Annotated in this window: 15 protein-coding genes, 1 tRNA gene and 1 pseudogene; 9 read left to right on the forward strand and 8 right to left on the reverse strand. The window is 71.1% G+C overall.

Going from position 1 to position 15,963, the window contains the following annotated elements; genetic code table 11:
• Nucleotides 1-24: 24 nt before the first annotated feature.
• Both GTY58_RS20615 and GTY58_RS20620 read right to left on the reverse strand, forming a co-directional pair.
• Nucleotides 25-216, reverse strand: coding sequence for a DUF397 domain-containing protein (locus GTY58_RS20615; RefSeq protein WP_037644672.1), 192 nt, complete (start codon nt 214-216; stop codon nt 25-27).
• Nucleotides 213-1,067 (reverse strand): helix-turn-helix transcriptional regulator, encoded by an 855-nt coding sequence (locus GTY58_RS20620; protein ID WP_010985378.1) that lies wholly within the window; start codon nt 1,065-1,067, stop codon nt 213-215. Before GTY58_RS20620 ends, GTY58_RS20615 begins: the two co-directional genes overlap by 4 nt.
• Nucleotides 1,068-1,286: 219 nt before the next feature.
• Between GTY58_RS20620 and GTY58_RS20625 the strand changes: the two genes are divergently transcribed.
• The 3 genes and pseudogenes from GTY58_RS20625 (at nt 1,287) to GTY58_RS20635 (ending at nt 3,858) form a co-directional block, all read left to right on the forward strand.
• Nucleotides 1,287-1,703 carry an ATP-binding protein gene (locus GTY58_RS20625; RefSeq protein WP_010985379.1) on the forward strand — a complete coding sequence of 139 codons (417 nt, stop codon included), beginning with the start codon at nt 1,287-1,289 and terminating at the stop codon, nt 1,701-1,703.
• A gap of 10 nt (nt 1,704-1,713) precedes the next feature.
• Nucleotides 1,714-2,670 carry a bifunctional GNAT family N-acetyltransferase/NUDIX hydrolase gene (locus tag GTY58_RS20630; RefSeq protein ID WP_010985380.1) on the forward strand — a complete coding sequence of 319 codons (957 nt, stop codon included), beginning with the start codon at nt 1,714-1,716 and terminating at the stop codon, nt 2,668-2,670.
• Between the two features lie 101 nt (nt 2,671-2,771).
• Nucleotides 2,772-3,858 (forward strand): annotated as a pseudogene (locus tag GTY58_RS20635) (IS630 family transposase).
• A gap of 40 nt (nt 3,859-3,898) precedes the next feature.
• On the opposite strand, the gene GTY58_RS20640 reads toward GTY58_RS20635, so the two are convergent.
• Nucleotides 3,899-5,308, reverse strand: a complete 1,410-nt coding sequence (locus GTY58_RS20640) for a M1 family metallopeptidase (RefSeq protein ID WP_010985382.1) — start codon at nt 5,306-5,308, stop codon at nt 3,899-3,901.
• 79 nt (nt 5,309-5,387) lie between these two features.
• Here GTY58_RS20640 and GTY58_RS20645 point away from each other — a divergent pair, with 79 nt between their 5' ends.
• A complete protein-coding gene (locus GTY58_RS20645; protein ID WP_010985383.1) occupies nt 5,388-5,888 on the forward strand; it encodes a hypothetical protein in 501 nt (166 codons plus the stop codon).
• 47 nt (nt 5,889-5,935) lie between these two features.
• Here GTY58_RS20645 and GTY58_RS20650 read toward each other — a convergent pair whose 3' ends face one another.
• Nucleotides 5,936-6,679, reverse strand: a complete 744-nt coding sequence (locus tag GTY58_RS20650; protein ID WP_078234398.1) for a pentapeptide repeat-containing protein — start codon at nt 6,677-6,679, stop codon at nt 5,936-5,938.
• 129 nt (nt 6,680-6,808) lie between these two features.
• On the opposite strand from GTY58_RS20650, the gene GTY58_RS20655 reads away from it, so the two are divergent.
• From GTY58_RS20655 to GTY58_RS20665, 3 genes are all read left to right on the forward strand, one after another.
• Nucleotides 6,809-7,978 (forward strand): NAD(P)-binding protein, encoded by a 1,170-nt coding sequence (locus GTY58_RS20655; protein ID WP_010985385.1) that lies wholly within the window; start codon nt 6,809-6,811, stop codon nt 7,976-7,978.
• Between the two features lie 53 nt (nt 7,979-8,031).
• The gene (locus GTY58_RS20660) at nt 8,032-9,021 is read left to right on the forward strand and encodes a zinc-binding dehydrogenase (RefSeq protein ID WP_010985386.1); all 990 of its coding nucleotides are present in this window, start codon (nt 8,032-8,034) and stop codon (nt 9,019-9,021) included.
• A gap of 192 nt (nt 9,022-9,213) precedes the next feature.
• On the forward strand, nt 9,214-10,644 hold the full coding sequence (locus GTY58_RS20665; RefSeq protein ID WP_161271979.1) for an MFS transporter: 1,431 nt from the start codon (nt 9,214-9,216) through the stop codon (nt 10,642-10,644).
• Between the two features lie 78 nt (nt 10,645-10,722).
• Here GTY58_RS20665 and GTY58_RS20670 read toward each other — a convergent pair whose 3' ends face one another.
• The 3 genes from GTY58_RS20670 to GTY58_RS20680 form a co-directional block, all read right to left on the reverse strand.
• A complete protein-coding gene (locus tag GTY58_RS20670; protein ID WP_010985388.1) occupies nt 10,723-11,196 on the reverse strand; it encodes a GNAT family N-acetyltransferase in 474 nt (157 codons plus the stop codon).
• Between the two features lie 87 nt (nt 11,197-11,283).
• Complete coding sequence (locus GTY58_RS20675) at nt 11,284-12,699, reverse strand: FAD-dependent oxidoreductase (RefSeq protein WP_010985389.1); 1,416 nt, start codon at nt 12,697-12,699, stop codon at nt 11,284-11,286.
• A 10-nt stretch (nt 12,700-12,709) separates the two neighbouring features.
• On the reverse strand, nt 12,710-13,378 hold the full coding sequence (locus GTY58_RS20680) for a rhomboid-like protein (protein WP_171033174.1): 669 nt from the start codon (nt 13,376-13,378) through the stop codon (nt 12,710-12,712).
• Between the two features lie 22 nt (nt 13,379-13,400).
• On the opposite strand from GTY58_RS20680, the gene GTY58_RS20685 reads away from it, so the two are divergent.
• Nucleotides 13,401-14,282, forward strand: coding sequence for an aminoglycoside phosphotransferase family protein (locus tag GTY58_RS20685; RefSeq protein WP_242432114.1), 882 nt, complete (start codon nt 13,401-13,403; stop codon nt 14,280-14,282).
• A gap of 56 nt (nt 14,283-14,338) precedes the next feature.
• Here GTY58_RS20685 and GTY58_RS20690 read toward each other — a convergent pair.
• Nucleotides 14,339-14,412: transfer RNA gene (locus GTY58_RS20690), tRNA-Thr, on the reverse strand.
• Between the two features lie 236 nt (nt 14,413-14,648).
• On the opposite strand from GTY58_RS20690, the gene ugpC reads away from it, so the two are divergent.
• A complete protein-coding gene (gene ugpC, locus GTY58_RS20695) occupies nt 14,649-15,785 on the forward strand; it encodes a sn-glycerol-3-phosphate ABC transporter ATP-binding protein UgpC (RefSeq protein ID WP_010985392.1) in 1,137 nt (378 codons plus the stop codon).
• The last annotated feature ends 178 nt before the right edge of the window (nt 15,786-15,963 follow it).

Below are 15,963 nucleotides of genomic sequence, written 5' to 3' on the forward strand. Positions count from 1 at the left end.
TGAGCGCCCTCTGACGGCGAGCCTCTACCGCCTGCTTTTGCAGTGACGTATCAGGGCCAGCAATCCCCCAGGGGCCAGGGCGATTACGTCGCCGGGGGCGTCGCTCTCGCGGAGGAGGAGGTGGGGTTCGGCGTCAGCGAGTTCGATGCAGTTTTCGGCGTCGATCCCCGAGAAGGATGACTTCTGCCACTGCGTGGGCATGCCTGGACCTCTCATAGTTCTCTTGCGATCCGGTGGATGAGCTGCGCGGACTCCAACTCGCTCAGCGACGACCGCTCGGCGGTGTCGAGCATCCCCACGTACCTCTTGAGTTGGGCGGCCGCAGTGATGAAGACGCCACCCACAGGACTGTCCATCTGAACCGTGTCGAGTTGCGGCACAACTCCCCCCGCGTACAGCAGCGGATACGTCGCCTCGACGAAATCCTCGCAGGTGAACGGGATGACTCGCACTGTCACTGTCGGCCACTCAGATGCTTCGAGCAGATATTCAAGCTGCCCCTTGGCGACCTTGCGGCCGCCGAAGCGCATACGCAGCGCCGCTTCGTGAACGATGACTCGGAACGGGGGCGGAGTATCCCGATCGAAGATGCTCCGGCGTTTCAACCGAAACTCCACACGTGCGTCCACTTCCTCGGCCGGAAGTGGTGGCGTAGCGCTTCGGTGGATCGCCCGAATGTAGTCCTCGGTCTGGAGGATGCCGGGCACGGTCATCACCGCGACTGTGCGCAAGTACGTTGCGTGGTTCTCCAGTTCACCGATGTCCAGGAACCCGGGCGCGAGCACTCCTCGGTACTCGTCCCACCAGCCCTGGCCGCGTGACTCGCGAGCGATGGCGCACAGCGCCTCGATCAGATCCCGGTCGTCGCAGGCGTAGAACACCGCCAGCCGCCGGATCCGTTCCTCGCTGATGCCGATGCGGCCCGCCTCTATGTGGCTGATCTTGGCCTGGTCGGTCGAGAGCAGGCCGGCCGCCTCACGGGCCGTCTTCCCTGCGAGCTCACGCAACTTCCGCAGCTCAGCGCCCAATCGGGCCTGTCGGGCGGTTGGAATGTCTCTTGGCGGCATGGTTCCTTCCCCTTCGGCATCCGAGTCTGCCGGGTCACGCGCCACGGGTCCACTCACTCGGGTGAACCTCACGGACAACCTTGCCCCGTGGCAATCATGCCACTACCTTCGAACGCAACGCGCGGCACGCCAGTGAACCCGCAGAGCAGTCACCCACCGGTGCCCGAGCCACGGTGGCCCACCGCGCAACCCCCCGACAGCAACCAGGAGTTGAAAGCCATGAACGCCACCCTCATCACCCCGGGGACCTACCACCTCACCACCCCCAACTCCCCCCTCACCCCCAAGATCTGCCGCGACACCGTCGCCATACTCCTCGCCACGAACGGCCACGCCCCCGGTCTCGCCGACACCGCTCGCACCCTCGTCTCCGAGCTCGTCACCAACGCCGTACTCCACACCGCCTCGCCCACCATCGACATGGAGACGGCCGTGCTGAGCGACGGCGTACGGGTCGCGGTGTACGACGACAGTCCGGCCGCGCACCTGGAGCCGCTCGCCCCCGCCTGGGACGGGGAGGGCGGGAGAGGATTACTCCTCGTGCAGGCCCTGGCGCAGGCGTGGGGTGTCGCCACGGCGCGCCCCTACGGCCGTAAGCACGTCTGGTTCGAGCTGCGGAGCGGTAGCGGCGGCTAGCCTGCCCCGCATGCGCCTCGATGCCCTCCCTCTCACCCCGGACCACGACATCCCGGCCCCCCTCCTCACCGAACTCACCGCCCTCTACGCCGCCCACCGCGAGTTCCACGCCCTGAGCGGCGACTTCCCCGATCCGGACGACATCCGGCCCGAGCAGGTCGCGGCAGCGCTCGCCGACGAGCTGGCGAACCCGGACGTGGAGGTGCTGCTCGCGCGCAGTGCCGGGCGGCTCGTCGGGGTGGTGATCACCCTCGCGCACCACCCCGACCCCGCCGACCCGGACCCCTGGATCGGCCTGCTGCTCGTGGCTGTGGAGGAGCAGCGCAGGGGGTACGGGCGGGAGCTGGCGGCCCGCGTCGAGGAGCGGTTTCGGGCCGCCGGCCGGACCGCCGTACGCCTCGCCGTCCACGACGACAACCCGGGCGGCCTCGCCTTCTGGACCGCCCTTGGCTACGAGGTCGTCGACCACCGCACGGACCGCCAACGGGGCCGGCCGTGCGCCGTGCTGCGCAAGCCGCTGCCGAGCGCGACGCCACGCACCCCGCGCCGGGCGGCACGCGTCGCCGTGCTCGATCCGGGCGGCGCGGTCTTCCTCTTCCGGTACGACAACGAAGAGGTGGGCGTCCACTGGGCCCTGCCCGGCGGCGGACTCGACCCAGGGGAGAGCGCACGTGAGGGCGCTCTGCGGGAGCTGCGCGAGGAGACCGGGTGGACCGACCTGGAGCCGGGGCCCCCGCTGTGCACGTGGGAACACGACTTCACCCGGGCCGGGGTTCCCGTGCGCCAGCTCGAGCACGTCTACGTGGCGCGCGGGCCGCGCCGGGACCCGGTCGGCGACCAGGTCGGTGCCGCGCACGCCGAGGACGGAATCCTCGGCTGGCGCTGGTGGACCCCGCAGGAGCTGGCCGACTCGCCCGAGGCCCTCTGGCCGCCCCATCTCCCGCGGCTGCTGGCCGAGTTGGACTAGTGAGCTGGTTTTGAGTTCTGCCGTCGCCACTTGAGTCGTGTTCCGTTTCGGATCGGGGCTTGGTCGGTGACGGGGCTGGTGGTTTGCGGTCTGCTGTGGGGATGGGCGACAGCAGGCTTGCGCCGCTGGTGTTATCCGATGCCGAGCGGCGGATGTTGCAGGGATGGGCCCGGCGCCGGACGACTGCTCAGGGCCTGGCGTTACGGGCACGGATTGTGCTGGCCTGCGCGGACGGCGGCAGTAACACCGCGGGTGGCCGCGCGGATGGGCGTCAACCGGGGCACGGTGACCAAGTGGCGGGCGAGATTCCTGCGCGACCGGTTGGACGGGCTGGCCGACGAGCCGCGCCCGGGGGTGCCGCGCACCATCACCGATGCCCAGGTGGAGGAGGTGGTGGTGCGCACGCTGGAGGAGACCCCCGAGGGCGCGACGCACTGGTCGAAGCGGGAGCTGGCCAGGACCGTGGGGATCTCCCCGGCGAGCGTGCTGCGGATCTGGCACGCCTTCGGCTTGCAGCCATGGCGGACCGAGACCTTCAAGATCTCTCCGGACCCGCTTCTGATCGACAAGATCCGTGATGTCGTCGGCCTCTACCTCGCCCCGCCGGCCAACGCTGCGGTGTTCGCGGTGGACGAGAAGCCGCAGATCCAGGCTCTGGAACGGACGGCACCGGTGCTGCCGATGCTGCCCGGAGTGCCCGAGCGGCGCAGCTTCGACTACGTCCGGCATGGCACGGTCGATCTGTTCGCCGCCCTGAACACCGCGACGGGCAGGGTGATCACGAAGCTGTCCGCGCAGCACCGGGCCGTGGACTTCCGGGACTTCCTCGACGAGATCGACCGCCAGACCGAGCCCGGCCTGGCGGTCCACGTGATCTGCGACAACCTCTCCGCCCACAAGGCACCGGTGGTGCACAAGTGGCTGCTCGCGCATCCCCGGTTCCGCCTGCATTTCACCCCCACGTACTCGTCGTGGATCAATCAGGTCGAGCGGTGGTTCGCCGAATTAGAGCGGCGCTGCCTGGAGCGCGGAGTGTTCTGCTCGCTGGACAGCCTTAAGGCCGCGCTTGAGGAATGGATCAAGGTCTGGAACGAGGAGGCCCGGCCGTTCAAGTGGACCAAGACCGCCGACCAGATCCTCGACCGGATCTGCCGTTACTGCTCACGCATCTCCGAACCAGCTCACTAGGGCCTGCCCTACGGGATCGCACCTGTGCCGCGGGGGCCGCTCAGGGCTTCGCCGGCTTGCCCTCCCCGTACAGCCATTCGTCCCAGATCGCGCTGAAGTCCTTGCCGGGTGCCTTCTTCTCCACGTACGTCGTGAAGTCGGCCGTGTCCGCGTTGCCGTGGCGGTGGGTGGCGGCCCAGCCCTGGATGATGTCGTAGAACGTGTCGTCGCCGACCGTCTCGCGGATCTTGTGAATGACCATCGCGCCCCGCTCATACACCGGCCTGTCGGAGATGTGGGCGGCACCGGGGGGCTTGCCCGGCGGAAACGCCCAGCGCGCCTTGTCGGCGGCCCCGTCCCCGCCCCCGTCGCCCCGGTAGAGCGCGTCGAAGGTCTCCTGGGCCGTTTCACCACCGTGGTCCTCCTGCCACAGCCACTCCGCGTACGTCGCGAAGCCCTCGTTGAGCCACATGTCCCGCCACGACTTCGGCGTCACCGAGTCGCCGTACCACTGGTGCGCCAGCTCATGCACCAGGGTCCCGGTGTCGGGCGCGCCCGGGAAGACCGGCCGGTTCTGTGTCTCCAGCGCATAGCCCGCGTCGTTCTCGCGGTCCACGATCGCGCCGGTGGAGGAGAAGGGGTACGGGCCGAAGTTGTTCTCCTCCCACTCCATGATCTCCGGGAGCTTCGCCAGCACCTTCGCGCTCGCCTTCGCCTGCGTCGGGTCGACCGCCACGTACACCGGCAGCCCGCTCTTCGTCGTCGAACGCCGGACGTCGTAGTGGCCGATCGCGACCGTGGCGACGTAACTCGCCATCGGTTCGGGCGTATGCCACGCGAACGTCGTACGGTCCCCGCTCGTCGTCTCGCGCGTCAGCTCACCGTTGGAGACGGCCCGCAGGCCCTTCGGGACGGTGACCTCGATGTCGTACGACGCCTTGTCGGAGGGGTGGTGGTTGCCGGGGAACCACGCCATCGAACCGGTCGGCTCACCGAGCCCGAGCGCGCCGTCGGCCGTCTTCAGCCAGCCCTCCTTCGAGCCGTCCGGGTCGGTGATCGTCACCGGAGTGCCCGAGTAACGGACCGTCGTGCGGAACGTCTCGCCCTTGTCGAGGTCGTCGTGCGGGCGCACGGTCAGTTCCTGCCCGGTGCGGTTCCAGCGCGCCGGGCGGCCCTCGACGGTGACGCCGCCGACGTCCAGCCCGTCGAGGTCGAGGGCGAACGCGGTCAGGTCCTGCTTCGCCCGCGCCGTGATCACGGCCGTTCCGGTGAGGTGGCGGCGCCCGGGGTCGTAGGCGAGGGTCAGGTCGTAGTGGGTGACGTCATAGCCGCCGTTGCCCATCTTCGCGAAGTACGGGTCGCGCAGCCCGGAGCCGCCGGGGGTGCCCTGCACCCCGCCGTCGCAGGCGGTGAGGGCCAGGACCAGGGAAAGGGCCAGGGCAGAGGGCACGGCGGCGGCAGATCGGGGCACGCAGCGATTTTACGAGGCCCGGTGCCGGCGGGTCCCGCGGCGGACGGCGCCGCCGCAGGGGCGTGACACCATCACCTACGTGCTCGACATCGGTTACGCCCTCTCCAACCGCTTCCCCGACCCCCCGCAGACCGACTACCGCCGCGCGGACGTCCACGCGCTGCGGCACGACCTCTTCTGCGGTGACGTCTACCTCGCCGACACCAAGTCGGACCGGGAGCTGTCCACAGCCTGGGGATGGGTGCCGGTGCTCGACTTCGCGTGGGCGCTGTGCGACATCGTCGAGCAGCTCGACCGGGATCCGCGCGGCAGCCGGGCCTCCCGCCCCCAGCACGCCGAACTCGACTTCACCGAGTCCACCGACCGCATGCTCTTCGAGCGCCGCTTCGGCTGGGTGGACATCGAGGCCGACTGGATGCCCGGCGACGAGCCCCCGCTCACCTTCTCCCACGCCGAACTGCGCCGCGAGGCCCGCGACTTCCTGCACGACCTGCTCGCCGACCTCACCGACCTGCACGAGGCGCTCCGCGAGAACCCGGCGATCTGGGCCCTCGAGGCCCGCTTTCCGAGAGTGAGCTAGCCCCCTGGCCCGGGACCGCCCACCCCGTTCCCCGCCACACCCCCTCGCTACGCCCCCGCCGCGGCCACCTTCACCCCCAGCTCCGCCGCCAGCACCGGCGCCAGGTCCATCAGCTGCGTCGGACTGATCACCGCCCCCGCCAGCCGGTCCACCCCGCGCGCGATCCCCAGCTCGGCCGCCCGGCGCAGGTCCACGTCGGTCAGTGTCGCCGCGTGGAAATCGGCTCCCTTCAGCACGCAGTCCACGAACTCCACCCGGTCCAGCCGGGCGCCCCCGAAGTCCGGCTCCACCAGGACACAGCCCTCGAACACGACGTCCTTGAGCCGTGCCGTGCGGAGATTCAGGTAGTCGATCTTGCCGCCGCGCACCAGGACCCGCTCCAGCACGGCACCGTGCAGCTGAACGCCGCCCAACCGGGCGTCCACCAGCTCCACGTCACGCAGCGTCGCCTCCGCGAGGTCGGTGCCCACACCGCGCAGCCCCGTCAGCACGGAGTCCAGTACGCGCGCGTGAGGCAGCCGCGTCTCGTCCACGGCGCACCCCGTCAGCGCGCAGTCCATGAACCGCGCGCCCCCGCCGTCCTGCCCGGCGAAGTCCGCGTCCCTGAACTCCAGCCCGTCGTAGTCCCCGTCGGGCTCCAACTCGCCGCCCGCGTACGACTCGAGCACCGGCAACCGCACCTCCGGCCGCCGCGCGCCCTTGACCACCTTGCCCCTGACCGCCTTGCCCGTCGCCGCCGTGCCCCTCACCGCCGTGCCCCTCACCGCGGCGCCCGCCGCTTTCCGCACCATGCCCTCATCCTGCACGCCCCCACTGACAATCGCCCCGACCTGCGTGTTCACCCCTCCCTGTCACATTCCGCCCCTCTCCCTCGGTCGTACTGAGGACAGGAGCCCCCGACCCGCAGGGAGACCCCACCCATGCAGCGCATCACCCTCACCGTCGTCGGCGGCGGCCTCGCCGGACTCACCGCGGCGGTCACCGCCGCCGAGGCCGGCGCCAAGGTCACCGTGTACGAGGCCCACCACACCCTCGGCGGCCGGGCCCGCACCGCGCAGGGCCCGTACCGGACCAACGAGGGCCCGCACGCCCTCTACAGCTGCGGCCCGCACTGGACCTGGCTCAGGCAGCGCGACCTGATCGGCCCGCTCGCCCCCGTTCCGCCCCTGGAGGCGGCCCGCCTCAGGCTCCGCCACAAGGGCGTCCTGCGCCGCACCCCGCCCTTCGCGATGCTCAAGCTCCTGCGCCGTACCGCCCGACAGGCGCCGGCCGACGTCGACTTCATGACCTGGGCCACCGAACAGGCGGGCGAGGAAGGCGCCCGCGCCGCCGCGAACCACGCCGCCATCTCCCTCTTCCACCACGACCCCGGCTCCCTCTCCGCCGCCTTCGTCCAGGAACGCCTGCGCCGCACCGCCAAGCTGCCGCCGGAGGCGCACCACCCGCGCGGCGGCTGGGCGAGCGTCATCGACCGGATGGCGGCGCGGGCCTGGAACCTCGGCGTCCGGATGGAGACCCTCGCCCGCGTCGACACGATCCCGGAGAACCGGGGCCCGGTCGTCGTCGCGACCTCGCTCGACGCCGCCCGGCGCCTCCTGGGGGACGACTCACTGGCCTGGGACAGCGGCCGTACCGCCCTCGTCGACCTGGCCGTACGCACCCGGCGCGGCGACGCGTTCGCCGTCTCCGACCTGGACGCGCCCGGCTGGATCGAGCGCCGCACGGCCCAGGACCGCTCCCTCGCACCCGCCGGTGAACAGCTCCTCCAGGGGCAGATCCCGATCGCGCCCCACGAGTCCCGCGCCGATGGCGTCGCGCGCGCCGAGCAGTTGCTGGACCTCGCCTTCGCCGGCTGGCGCGAGCGCGTGACCTGGCGGCGGGAGGCGGTCGCGCAGGGCCGTACGGGAGCCGTGGACCTGCCCGGCACCAGCTGGCGCGACCGGCCCGCCGTCGACCGCGGCGACGGCGTCTATCTGGCGGGCGACCAGGTCGCGGCCCCCGGCGTGCTCTCGGAGGTCTCCTTCAACAGCGCCCTCACCGCCGTGTCCCTGGCGCTGGGCCGGCACACACTTGACCTCAAGCAAGCTTGAGGTTGAACGCTGGGCTCACCTGCTCATCAGGAACCCACAGAGGGAGCCCGCCCATGCACGCCGTCCGCCTCCACGCCTTCGGCCCGGCCGAGAACCTCGCGTACGAGAAGGTCGAGGACCCCGAGCCGGGCCCCGGCCAGGTCCGTATCGCCGTCGCCGCCGCCGGCGTACACCTCCTGGACGCGGCCCTGCGCGAAGGCGTACGGGGCCCGGCCCCCGAGCCCACCCCGCTGCCCACGATTCCCGGCCGCGAGGTCGCCGGCACCGTCGAGTCCCTCGGCGCGGGCGTCCCGGGCGACCGGCTCGGCAAGCGCGTCGTCGCCCACCTCGGCTTCGCCCCCGGCGGCTACGCCGAACTCGCCGTCACCGATGCCGACCGCCTCCACGAGATCCCGCGGAACCTCGACTTCGCCCAGGCCGTCGCCATGATCGGAACGGGCCGTACGGCGCTCGGGATCCTCCAGTTCGCCGAGCTGGGCCCGGACTCCGTGGCCGTCGTCCCGGCCGCCGCCGGCGGTATCGGCACCCTTCTCGTGCAGTACGCCAAGTCCGCGGGCGCCACGGTGATCGGCCTGGCCGGCGGCCCGCAGAAGGTGGCGCGGGTACGCGACAACGGTGCCGACCTCGCCGTCGACTACCGGGACCCCGACTGGCCGGAGCGGCTCGCGCAGTACCGCGGCAGGGCCACCGTCGTCTTCGACGGCGTGGGCGGGGACACGGCCCGCACGGCCGTCGGGCTCCTCGGCCCCGGCGGCAGGCACCTCGTCTTCGGATGGTCCGGCGAAGGCATCCAGAACGGGCAGCCGCTGCTCGTCGACGACAAGGACCGGGGGATCGTCTCCGAACAGGTCCTCGGCCCCGTGATGCTGCGCCGGGCGGGCGGCCCCCACCCCCTGCGCGCCCTGGAACTGCGCGCCCTCGCCGAGGCCGCGGCGGGCCGGCTGACCCCGGCCGTCCAGCGCTTCCCGCTCGCCGAGGCGGCAGCCGCGCACCGGGCCCTGGAGAGCCGGCGGACCGTCGGAAAAGTGGTGCTCGAGCCATGACCAGGCACGACAGACACCCGGTAAGCCATGACCAGGCACGACACACACCCGACACCAGGCACGACACACACACCCGATGACGGACGGGATGCGATACCTACCGATTCATGCTGTTCTGAGCAGGTGAATGTCACCCGAACAGGTGAATCCACCTACGTCCTGGACCCCGACCCCCGCCGCTGGTGGAGCCTGGTGGTCATCGCCCTCGCACAGCTGATGGTGGTCCTGGACGCGACGATCGTGAACATCGCGCTCCCCTCCGCCCAGCGCGCGCTGGGCATGTCCGACGGCAACCGGCAGTGGGTCATCACCGCCTACACACTGGCCTTCGGCGGACTGCTTCTGCTCGGCGGCCGCATCGCCGACCTGGTGGGCCGCAAGCGCACGTTCATCATCGGGCTGATCGGCTTCGCCGCCGCCTCCGCGCTGGGCGGCGCGGCCACCACATCCGGGATGCTGTTCGGCGCCCGCGCCCTCCAGGGCGCCTTCGCCGCCGTACTCGCCCCCTCGGCCCTCTCGCTCCTCACCACCACCTTCACCGACCCGAAGGAGCGCGGAAAGGCCTTCGGCATCTACAGCGCACTGGCCGGCAGCGGCAGCGCGATCGGCTTCATCGCGGGCGGACTGCTCACCGAGTACCTGAACTGGCGCTGGTGCCTGTACGTCAACATCCCCATCGCAGTCATCGCCGTCTGCGGCGCGTTCGCCCTCCTGCACGAACAGCCGCGGCACGCGGGCGCCCGTCTCGACGTCCCCGGTGCGCTGCTCGGCTGCGGCGGGCTCGTCGCGATCGTCTACGGGTTCAGCGAGGCGGAGCCGCGCGGCTGGACGGACCCCCGGGTGCTGGCCCTGTTCGCCGTGGGCATCGTCCTTCTCGCCGTGTTCGTGTGGTGGCAGACCAGGGCGCCGCAGCCGCTGCTGCCGCTGCACATCGTCAAGGACCGCAACCGCGCGGGCTGCTTCCTGACCATGGCCCTCGCCGTCATCGGCTTGTTCGGCATGTTCCTGTTCCTGACCTACTACCTCCAGGTCGTCCTCGGCTACTCCCCCCTGAAGACGGGCCTGGCCTTCCTGCCCCTGACGGTCGCGATCATCATCGGCTCGACCCAGATCTCGGCCCGCCTGATGAGCCACGTGGCCCCGCGCCTGCTCATGGTCCCCGGCACGGTCCTGGCCGCGGGCGGCATGCTGGTCCTGACCCGGATCACCGTGCACTCGCCGTACGCGAGCGAACTCCTGCCCGCTCTGATCCTGATCGGCCTGGGCATGGGCCTCACCTTCATGCCGGTCTTCGCCACCGCCACCGCAGGCGTCGCCCCGCAGGACTCGGGTGTGACCTCCGCGACCGTGAACACGGCCCAGCAGGTGGGCGGTTCGATCGGTACGGCCCTGCTGAACACCATCGCCACCACCACCAGCACCGCCTACATCGCGGCCCATCTGCGCGACCCCGCCCGCAAGGAACTGGTCATACGCGAAGGCATCGTCCACGGCTACACGGTGGCCATCTGGTGCGCGGCGGGCGTCATGCTCCTGGCGGGCCTGGCGGCCGGCCTGATGGTCACGACGAAGCCCCCGCGGCACACCCCGTCCGACACCCCCGTACCCGAGTCGGTGGGGTGATCTGGCGCATGATCCGCCGGATGATCCGTCGAGTGACCCGCCGGATGATCCGCCGAGTGACCGTCCGGTGATCCCGCCTCAGGCGCGTGCCCCCAGGGCGGTCAGCGCCCCGTCCGTCAGCCGGTACACCGTCCACTCGTCCTGCGCACGCGCACCCAGCGCCTCGTAGAAGTCGATCGACGGCTTGTTCCAGTTCAGAACGGCCCACTCCAGGCGCTCGTACCCGCGCTCGACGCAGATCCGGGCCAGTTCGGTCAGCAGCGCCTTGCCGTGGCCGCCGCCGCGGGCCTCGGGCCGTACGTACAGGTCCTCCAGGTAGATCCCGTGCACCCCGCGCCAGGTGGAGAAGTTCAGGAACCACAGCGCGAAGCCGACCGGCAGCCCCCGGTCCTCGGCGATGTGCGCGAACGCGGCCGGCCGCTCCCCGAACAGCGCCTCCGCGAGCTGCGGTTCGTCCGCCCGCGCCTCGTCCGGCACCTTCTCGTACTCGGCCAGCTCGCGGATCATGGCGTGAATGACGGGGATGTCGGCGGAAGTGGCGGCGCGAATCATGGGCGCAGTCTCACACAGCCGGGCGCCGGGGCCGCCGAAGGGCGTACTCCAGGCCGCCCGCACCGGCGCCCGCAACGCACAGCCTCGTCAGTGACGTCCCGCCACCCGGTCCGCCATCCGGGCCAGCCGGGACGACTGGACGCTGTGGGTGGTCAGTTCGCGGCGGTCCGCCGTGCGGTACGTGGCGTACATGCCGTGCACGCCGATCCAGCGCAGCGGTTCCGGCTCCCACTTGCGCACCTGGTGGTTCACCCACGGCAGCGCGGTCAGCTCCGTCGCCCCGGCCTGCCCCGAGTCCTGCCGGACCAGGTCGCGCAGGGTGCGGGCGGCCAGGTTGGCGGTCGCCACGCCGGAGCCGACGTAACCGCCGGCCCAGCCCAGGCCCGTCGACCGGTCCAGCGTCACCGTCGCGCACCAGTCGCGCGGCACCCCGAGGACGCCCGACCAGGCATGGTCCACCCGGACGCCGGTGAGGGACGGGAAGAAGCGGATCAGGATCTCGTACAGCGCCTCGACCGTCGCGGCCTGCGTACGCCCGTCGTTGTCCGTCCGCGAGCCGAATCGGTACGGCACTCCGCGCCCGCCGAGCGCGATGCGGTCGTCGGCGGTGCGCTGGGCGTACATGTACGCGTGGGCCATGTCGCCGAGCGTCTCGCGCCCCGCCCAGCCGATCGCGTCCCACTGCTCGGCGGTGAGCGGCGCCGTCGTGATCATGGAGGAGTTCATGGGGAGCCAGGTACGCCGCTGGCCCTTGAGGTTCGCGGTGAAACCCTCCGTGCAGCGCAGGACGTAGGGCGCGCGGACGGTCCCGTACGGCGTCACCGCGTGCTGGGGACGGATCTCCGTGACCGGGGTCTGTTCGTGCACGGTGACACCGATCGCCTCGACGGCCGCCGCGAGGCCCTTGACCAGCTTCACCGGGTGCAGCCGCGCACCGTGCGGGGTCCAGGTGGAGCCGACCGCGTCGGCGACCCGGACGCGCTCGGCCGTCTCGCGGGCGCCGTACAGCTCGCGGTCCTTCTCGCCGTACGCGAGCTCGTGGGCGTGGAACTCCTTGAGGCGGGCCAGCTGGGCGGGCGTGTACGCCACTTCCAGTACGCCGCCCTGGTGGATGTCGGCGTCGATGTTCTCCTGAGCCGCGATCCGGACGACTTCGCCGACCGTGTCGTTCATGGCCCGCTGGAGCCGGGCGGCCGCCTCATGGCCGTGCAGCCGGGCGTAGCGGTCGCGGCCCGCGATGCCGTTGTAGAGCCAGCCGCCGTTGCGGCCGGAGGCGCCGTAGCCGCAGAACTTCTGCTCCAGCACCGTGATGCGCAGGTAGGGGGCCGCCTTCTTCAGGTAGTACGCGGTCCACAGGCCCGTGTAGCCGCCGCCGACGATGACGACGTCGGCGGTCGCGTCGCCGGGCAGCGGCTCACGCGGGGCGGGGAATCCGTCGTCCGCGTACCAGAAGGAGATGCCGCCGTTCACGACACGGCCGAGGCTGCTTGCCGAGCTGCTCATGCCGCGGACGTTAACCCCTGAGAGCGGCCAGTGTCTCCTTCGGATTCCATGCTTTTCCGCGGCCTCTGGCCAGCGGACAGCAGGCGAGACCGATCAGCAGCGCCAGGAAATGCCCGAAATCGGTGAAGGTGGGGCTGGCCGCGAGCGAGCCCCCGTACACCGCCAGGACGACCACCAGATACCCGTACCGCCACGGCTCCGCGATCCGGTACGTGAGCACCGCGATCACCCCCGCGAGCGCGTAACTCACGCCGATGTCCAGGGTGTTGACCGCCGAGCGCGGGGCGACCCCGTCACGGATCGCCTCCAGCAGCGCCCCCTCACTGGCGAGGGTGGCCAGCACGTGCGCGGCGACGCACACGGCCAGCCAGCGCGGCGTGCCGAGCCAGCGCTCCGCCTGCGCGTGGAAGACGGTGAACAGGACCGCGTACGGCAGCCAGTGGCCGCCGTCGATCCACATGGCGCTGGTGATCAGCACGCGCACCGGATCCCGCGACAGCTCGTGGATGTTGGTCGACCGCTGGCGCAGGAAGTCCTCTTCGAAATCCGGCGACATGTGGTGCAGGGCGACGGTGGTGACGAAGAGGATCGCCAGCCACACGTAGGTCCCGGGGGCGCTGCGGACGTACGCCCACACCGCCCACCCGGGACCTCGCCTGACGCGCGTGAGCCGGTTCACGCACCCAAGTATGGTCGGCAGGGTGATCGACGTGCCCGAAGAGCTGGCCGCCTCCCAGCAGAAGTTCAACGGAGCGGCGGGCCGGGCCTTCATCGCCGGGCTGCCGCGCCGGGCGGCGGACTTCCTGGAGCGCTGGGAGCTGCGGGTCGACGGGCCCTCGATGTACGGCGTCTGCGCGCTGGTCCTCCCGGTACTCCGGGCCGACGGGACGCCGGCCGCGCTCAAGCTCCAGCCCCTCGACGAGGAGAGCGCCGGCGAACCGCTCGCCCTGCGCCGGTGGGACGGCGCGGGGGCCGTACGCCTTCTGGAGCACGACGAGGCCACCTGCACCCTCCTCCTCGAACGCCTGGACGAGGCGCGGTCGCTGGCGGAGACACCGGACACGCGCGAGGCCGTTCTGGTCGTCGCGCGGCTGCTGGCCCGGCTGACCGCGCTGCCCGCCCCGGAGGGGATGCGGCGGCTCGGCGACATCGCGGCCGCGATGCTGGAACAGGTGCCGTGGGCCGTGCGGCAGCTCGCGGACCCCGGGGACCGCCGCCTCGTCGAGGACTGCGCGGCCGCCGTGCGCGAGGTCGCCGCCGAACCGGGCGACCGGCTGCTCCACTGGGACCTGCACTTCGACAACGTCCTCGCCTCACACCGCGCGCCCTGGCTCGCCATCGACCCGAAGCCGCTCGCCGGCGACCCCGGCTTCGACCTGCTCCCCGCGATCCGCAACCGGTTCGAGCCCGCCGAGATCCGCTGGCGGTTCGACGCCATGACGGAGATCCTCGGCCTGGACCGGGAGCGGGCCCGCGCCTGGAGCCTGGCCCGCGTCCTGCAGAACACGCTGTGGGACCTCGCGGACGGACGGCCCCTGGAGGCCGCGCAACGGGAGATCGGGCGACAGCTGCGCGAGCGCTGACGAGCACTCCGCCGGAAATCCACCGGCTTCGTCTTCCAGCCGCTGGCAAGTGTGGGAGCCCCCTGTCGGATTCGAACCGACGACCTTCGCTTTACAAGAGCGGCGCTCTGACCAGCTGAGCTAAGGAGGCCTGCACGCGTGCGTGCCGCGTACGTGCCCGTGCAGTGTACCCATCCCGCGGCGCGGCCCGATCGGAAATTTCCGCGAAGTTCACCGCTCCCGGAGTACTGACAGACCAGGTGAACGCCAGGTACCGTCCTGAGCCAGTTCACTCTTGTGGACTACACCACTACGAATCCTCGTGGTGGACACCACCTTTACTCGGATCGTCCGGCACGTTCCTGCCGGTGAAGGGGGCCCCTCACCATGGCCACAGTCTCGTTCGACAAGGCGACCCGCATCTACCCGGGTTCCGAGAAGCCCGCCGTCGATGCCCTGGAGATCGACATCGAGGACGGCGAGTTCCTCGTCCTCGTCGGTCCCTCCGGTTGCGGCAAGTCCACCTCGCTCCGCATGCTCGCGGGGCTCGAGGACGTGAACGCCGGCGCCATCCGCATCGGTGACCGCGACGTCACGCACCTGCCGCCGAAGGACCGGGACATCGCCATGGTGTTCCAGAACTACGCGCTCTACCCGCACATGACCGTCGCCGACAACATGGGCTTCGCGCTCAAGATCGCCGGCGTCAACAAGGCGGAGATCCGCCAGAAGGTCGAGGACGCGGCGAAGATCCTCGACCTCACCGAGTACCTCGGCCGCAAGCCGAAGGCCCTCTCCGGCGGTCAGCGCCAGCGTGTCGCCATGGGCCGCGCCATCGTGCGTGAGCCCCAGGTGTTCCTCATGGACGAGCCGCTGTCCAACCTCGACGCCAAGCTCCGCGTGTCGACGCGTACGCAGATCGCCTCGCTCCAGCGCCGCCTCGGCATCACCACCGTGTACGTCACCCACGACCAGGTCGAGGCCATGACCATGGGCGACCGCGTGGCCGTGCTCAAGGACGGTCTGCTCCAGCAGGTCGACTCGCCGCGCAACATGTACGACCGCCCGGCGAACCTCTTCGTCGCCGGCTTCATCGGCTCCCCCGCGATGAACCTCGTCGAGGTCCCGATCACCGACGGCGGCGTGAAGTTCGGCAACAGCGTCGTGCCGGTCAACCGCGAGGCGCTGAAGGCCGCCTCCGACAAGGGTGACCGCACGGTCACGGTCGGTGTCCGCCCCGAGCACTTCGACATCGTCGAGCAGGGCGGCGCCGCCGCCAAGGCCCTGACCAAGGAGAGCGAGGACGCCCCGGCGGGCCTCGCCGTGTCGGTGAACGTCGTCGAGGAGCTCGGCGCCGACGGCTACGTCTACGGCAGCGCCAAGGTCGACGACAAGCTCACGGACCTGGTCGTCCGCGTGAGCGGCCGCGCGGTCCCGGACAAGGGCGCCACGCTGCACGTCGTGCCGCGGCCGGGCGAGACCCACGTGTTCTCGACCTCCACGGGCGAGCGCCTCTCCGACTGAACCACCGCCGAGGGGTCCAACACCCCGGAGCGGTGAATTCACCCGAGTTGCCGAAGAGGGCCCCGCAGCCAGGCTGCGGGGCCCTCTTCGCTGTCACGGAATACCCCGGCAGAACGGGCCTTTTCGATACGCGTACGTCAACCCGCTACCCAAAAAACATCGCTTCCCCATCCCCCGA

This window comes from Streptomyces sp. SID5469, assembly GCF_009862865.1.
Classification (GTDB): Bacteria; Actinomycetota; Actinomycetes; order Streptomycetales; family Streptomycetaceae; genus Streptomyces; species Streptomyces avermitilis.

Excerpts from the sequence above, each read along its gene's own strand:
- GTY58_RS20670 (WP_010985388.1), bottom strand. The coding sequence starts at position 11,196 with ATGATTCGCGCCGCCACTTCCGCCGACATCCCCGTCATTCACGCCATG.
- ugpC (WP_010985392.1), top strand. The coding sequence starts at position 14,649 with ATGGCCACAGTCTCGTTCGACAAGGCGACCCGCATCTACCCGGGTTCC.
- GTY58_RS20630 (WP_010985380.1), top strand. The coding sequence starts at position 1,714 with ATGCGCCTCGATGCCCTCCCTCTCACCCCGGACCACGACATCCCGGCC.
- GTY58_RS20675 (WP_010985389.1), bottom strand. The coding sequence starts at position 12,699 with ATGAGCAGCTCGGCAAGCAGCCTCGGCCGTGTCGTGAACGGCGGCATC.
- GTY58_RS20615 (WP_037644672.1), bottom strand. The coding sequence starts at position 216 with ATGAGAGGTCCAGGCATGCCCACGCAGTGGCAGAAGTCATCCTTCTCG.
- GTY58_RS20660 (WP_010985386.1), top strand. The coding sequence starts at position 8,032 with ATGCACGCCGTCCGCCTCCACGCCTTCGGCCCGGCCGAGAACCTCGCG.
- GTY58_RS20620 (WP_010985378.1), bottom strand. The coding sequence starts at position 1,067 with ATGCCGCCAAGAGACATTCCAACCGCCCGACAGGCCCGATTGGGCGCT.
- GTY58_RS20625 (WP_010985379.1), top strand. The coding sequence starts at position 1,287 with ATGAACGCCACCCTCATCACCCCGGGGACCTACCACCTCACCACCCCC.
- GTY58_RS20655 (WP_010985385.1), top strand. The coding sequence starts at position 6,809 with ATGCAGCGCATCACCCTCACCGTCGTCGGCGGCGGCCTCGCCGGACTC.
- GTY58_RS20650 (WP_078234398.1), bottom strand. The coding sequence starts at position 6,679 with ATGGTGCGGAAAGCGGCGGGCGCCGCGGTGAGGGGCACGGCGGTGAGG.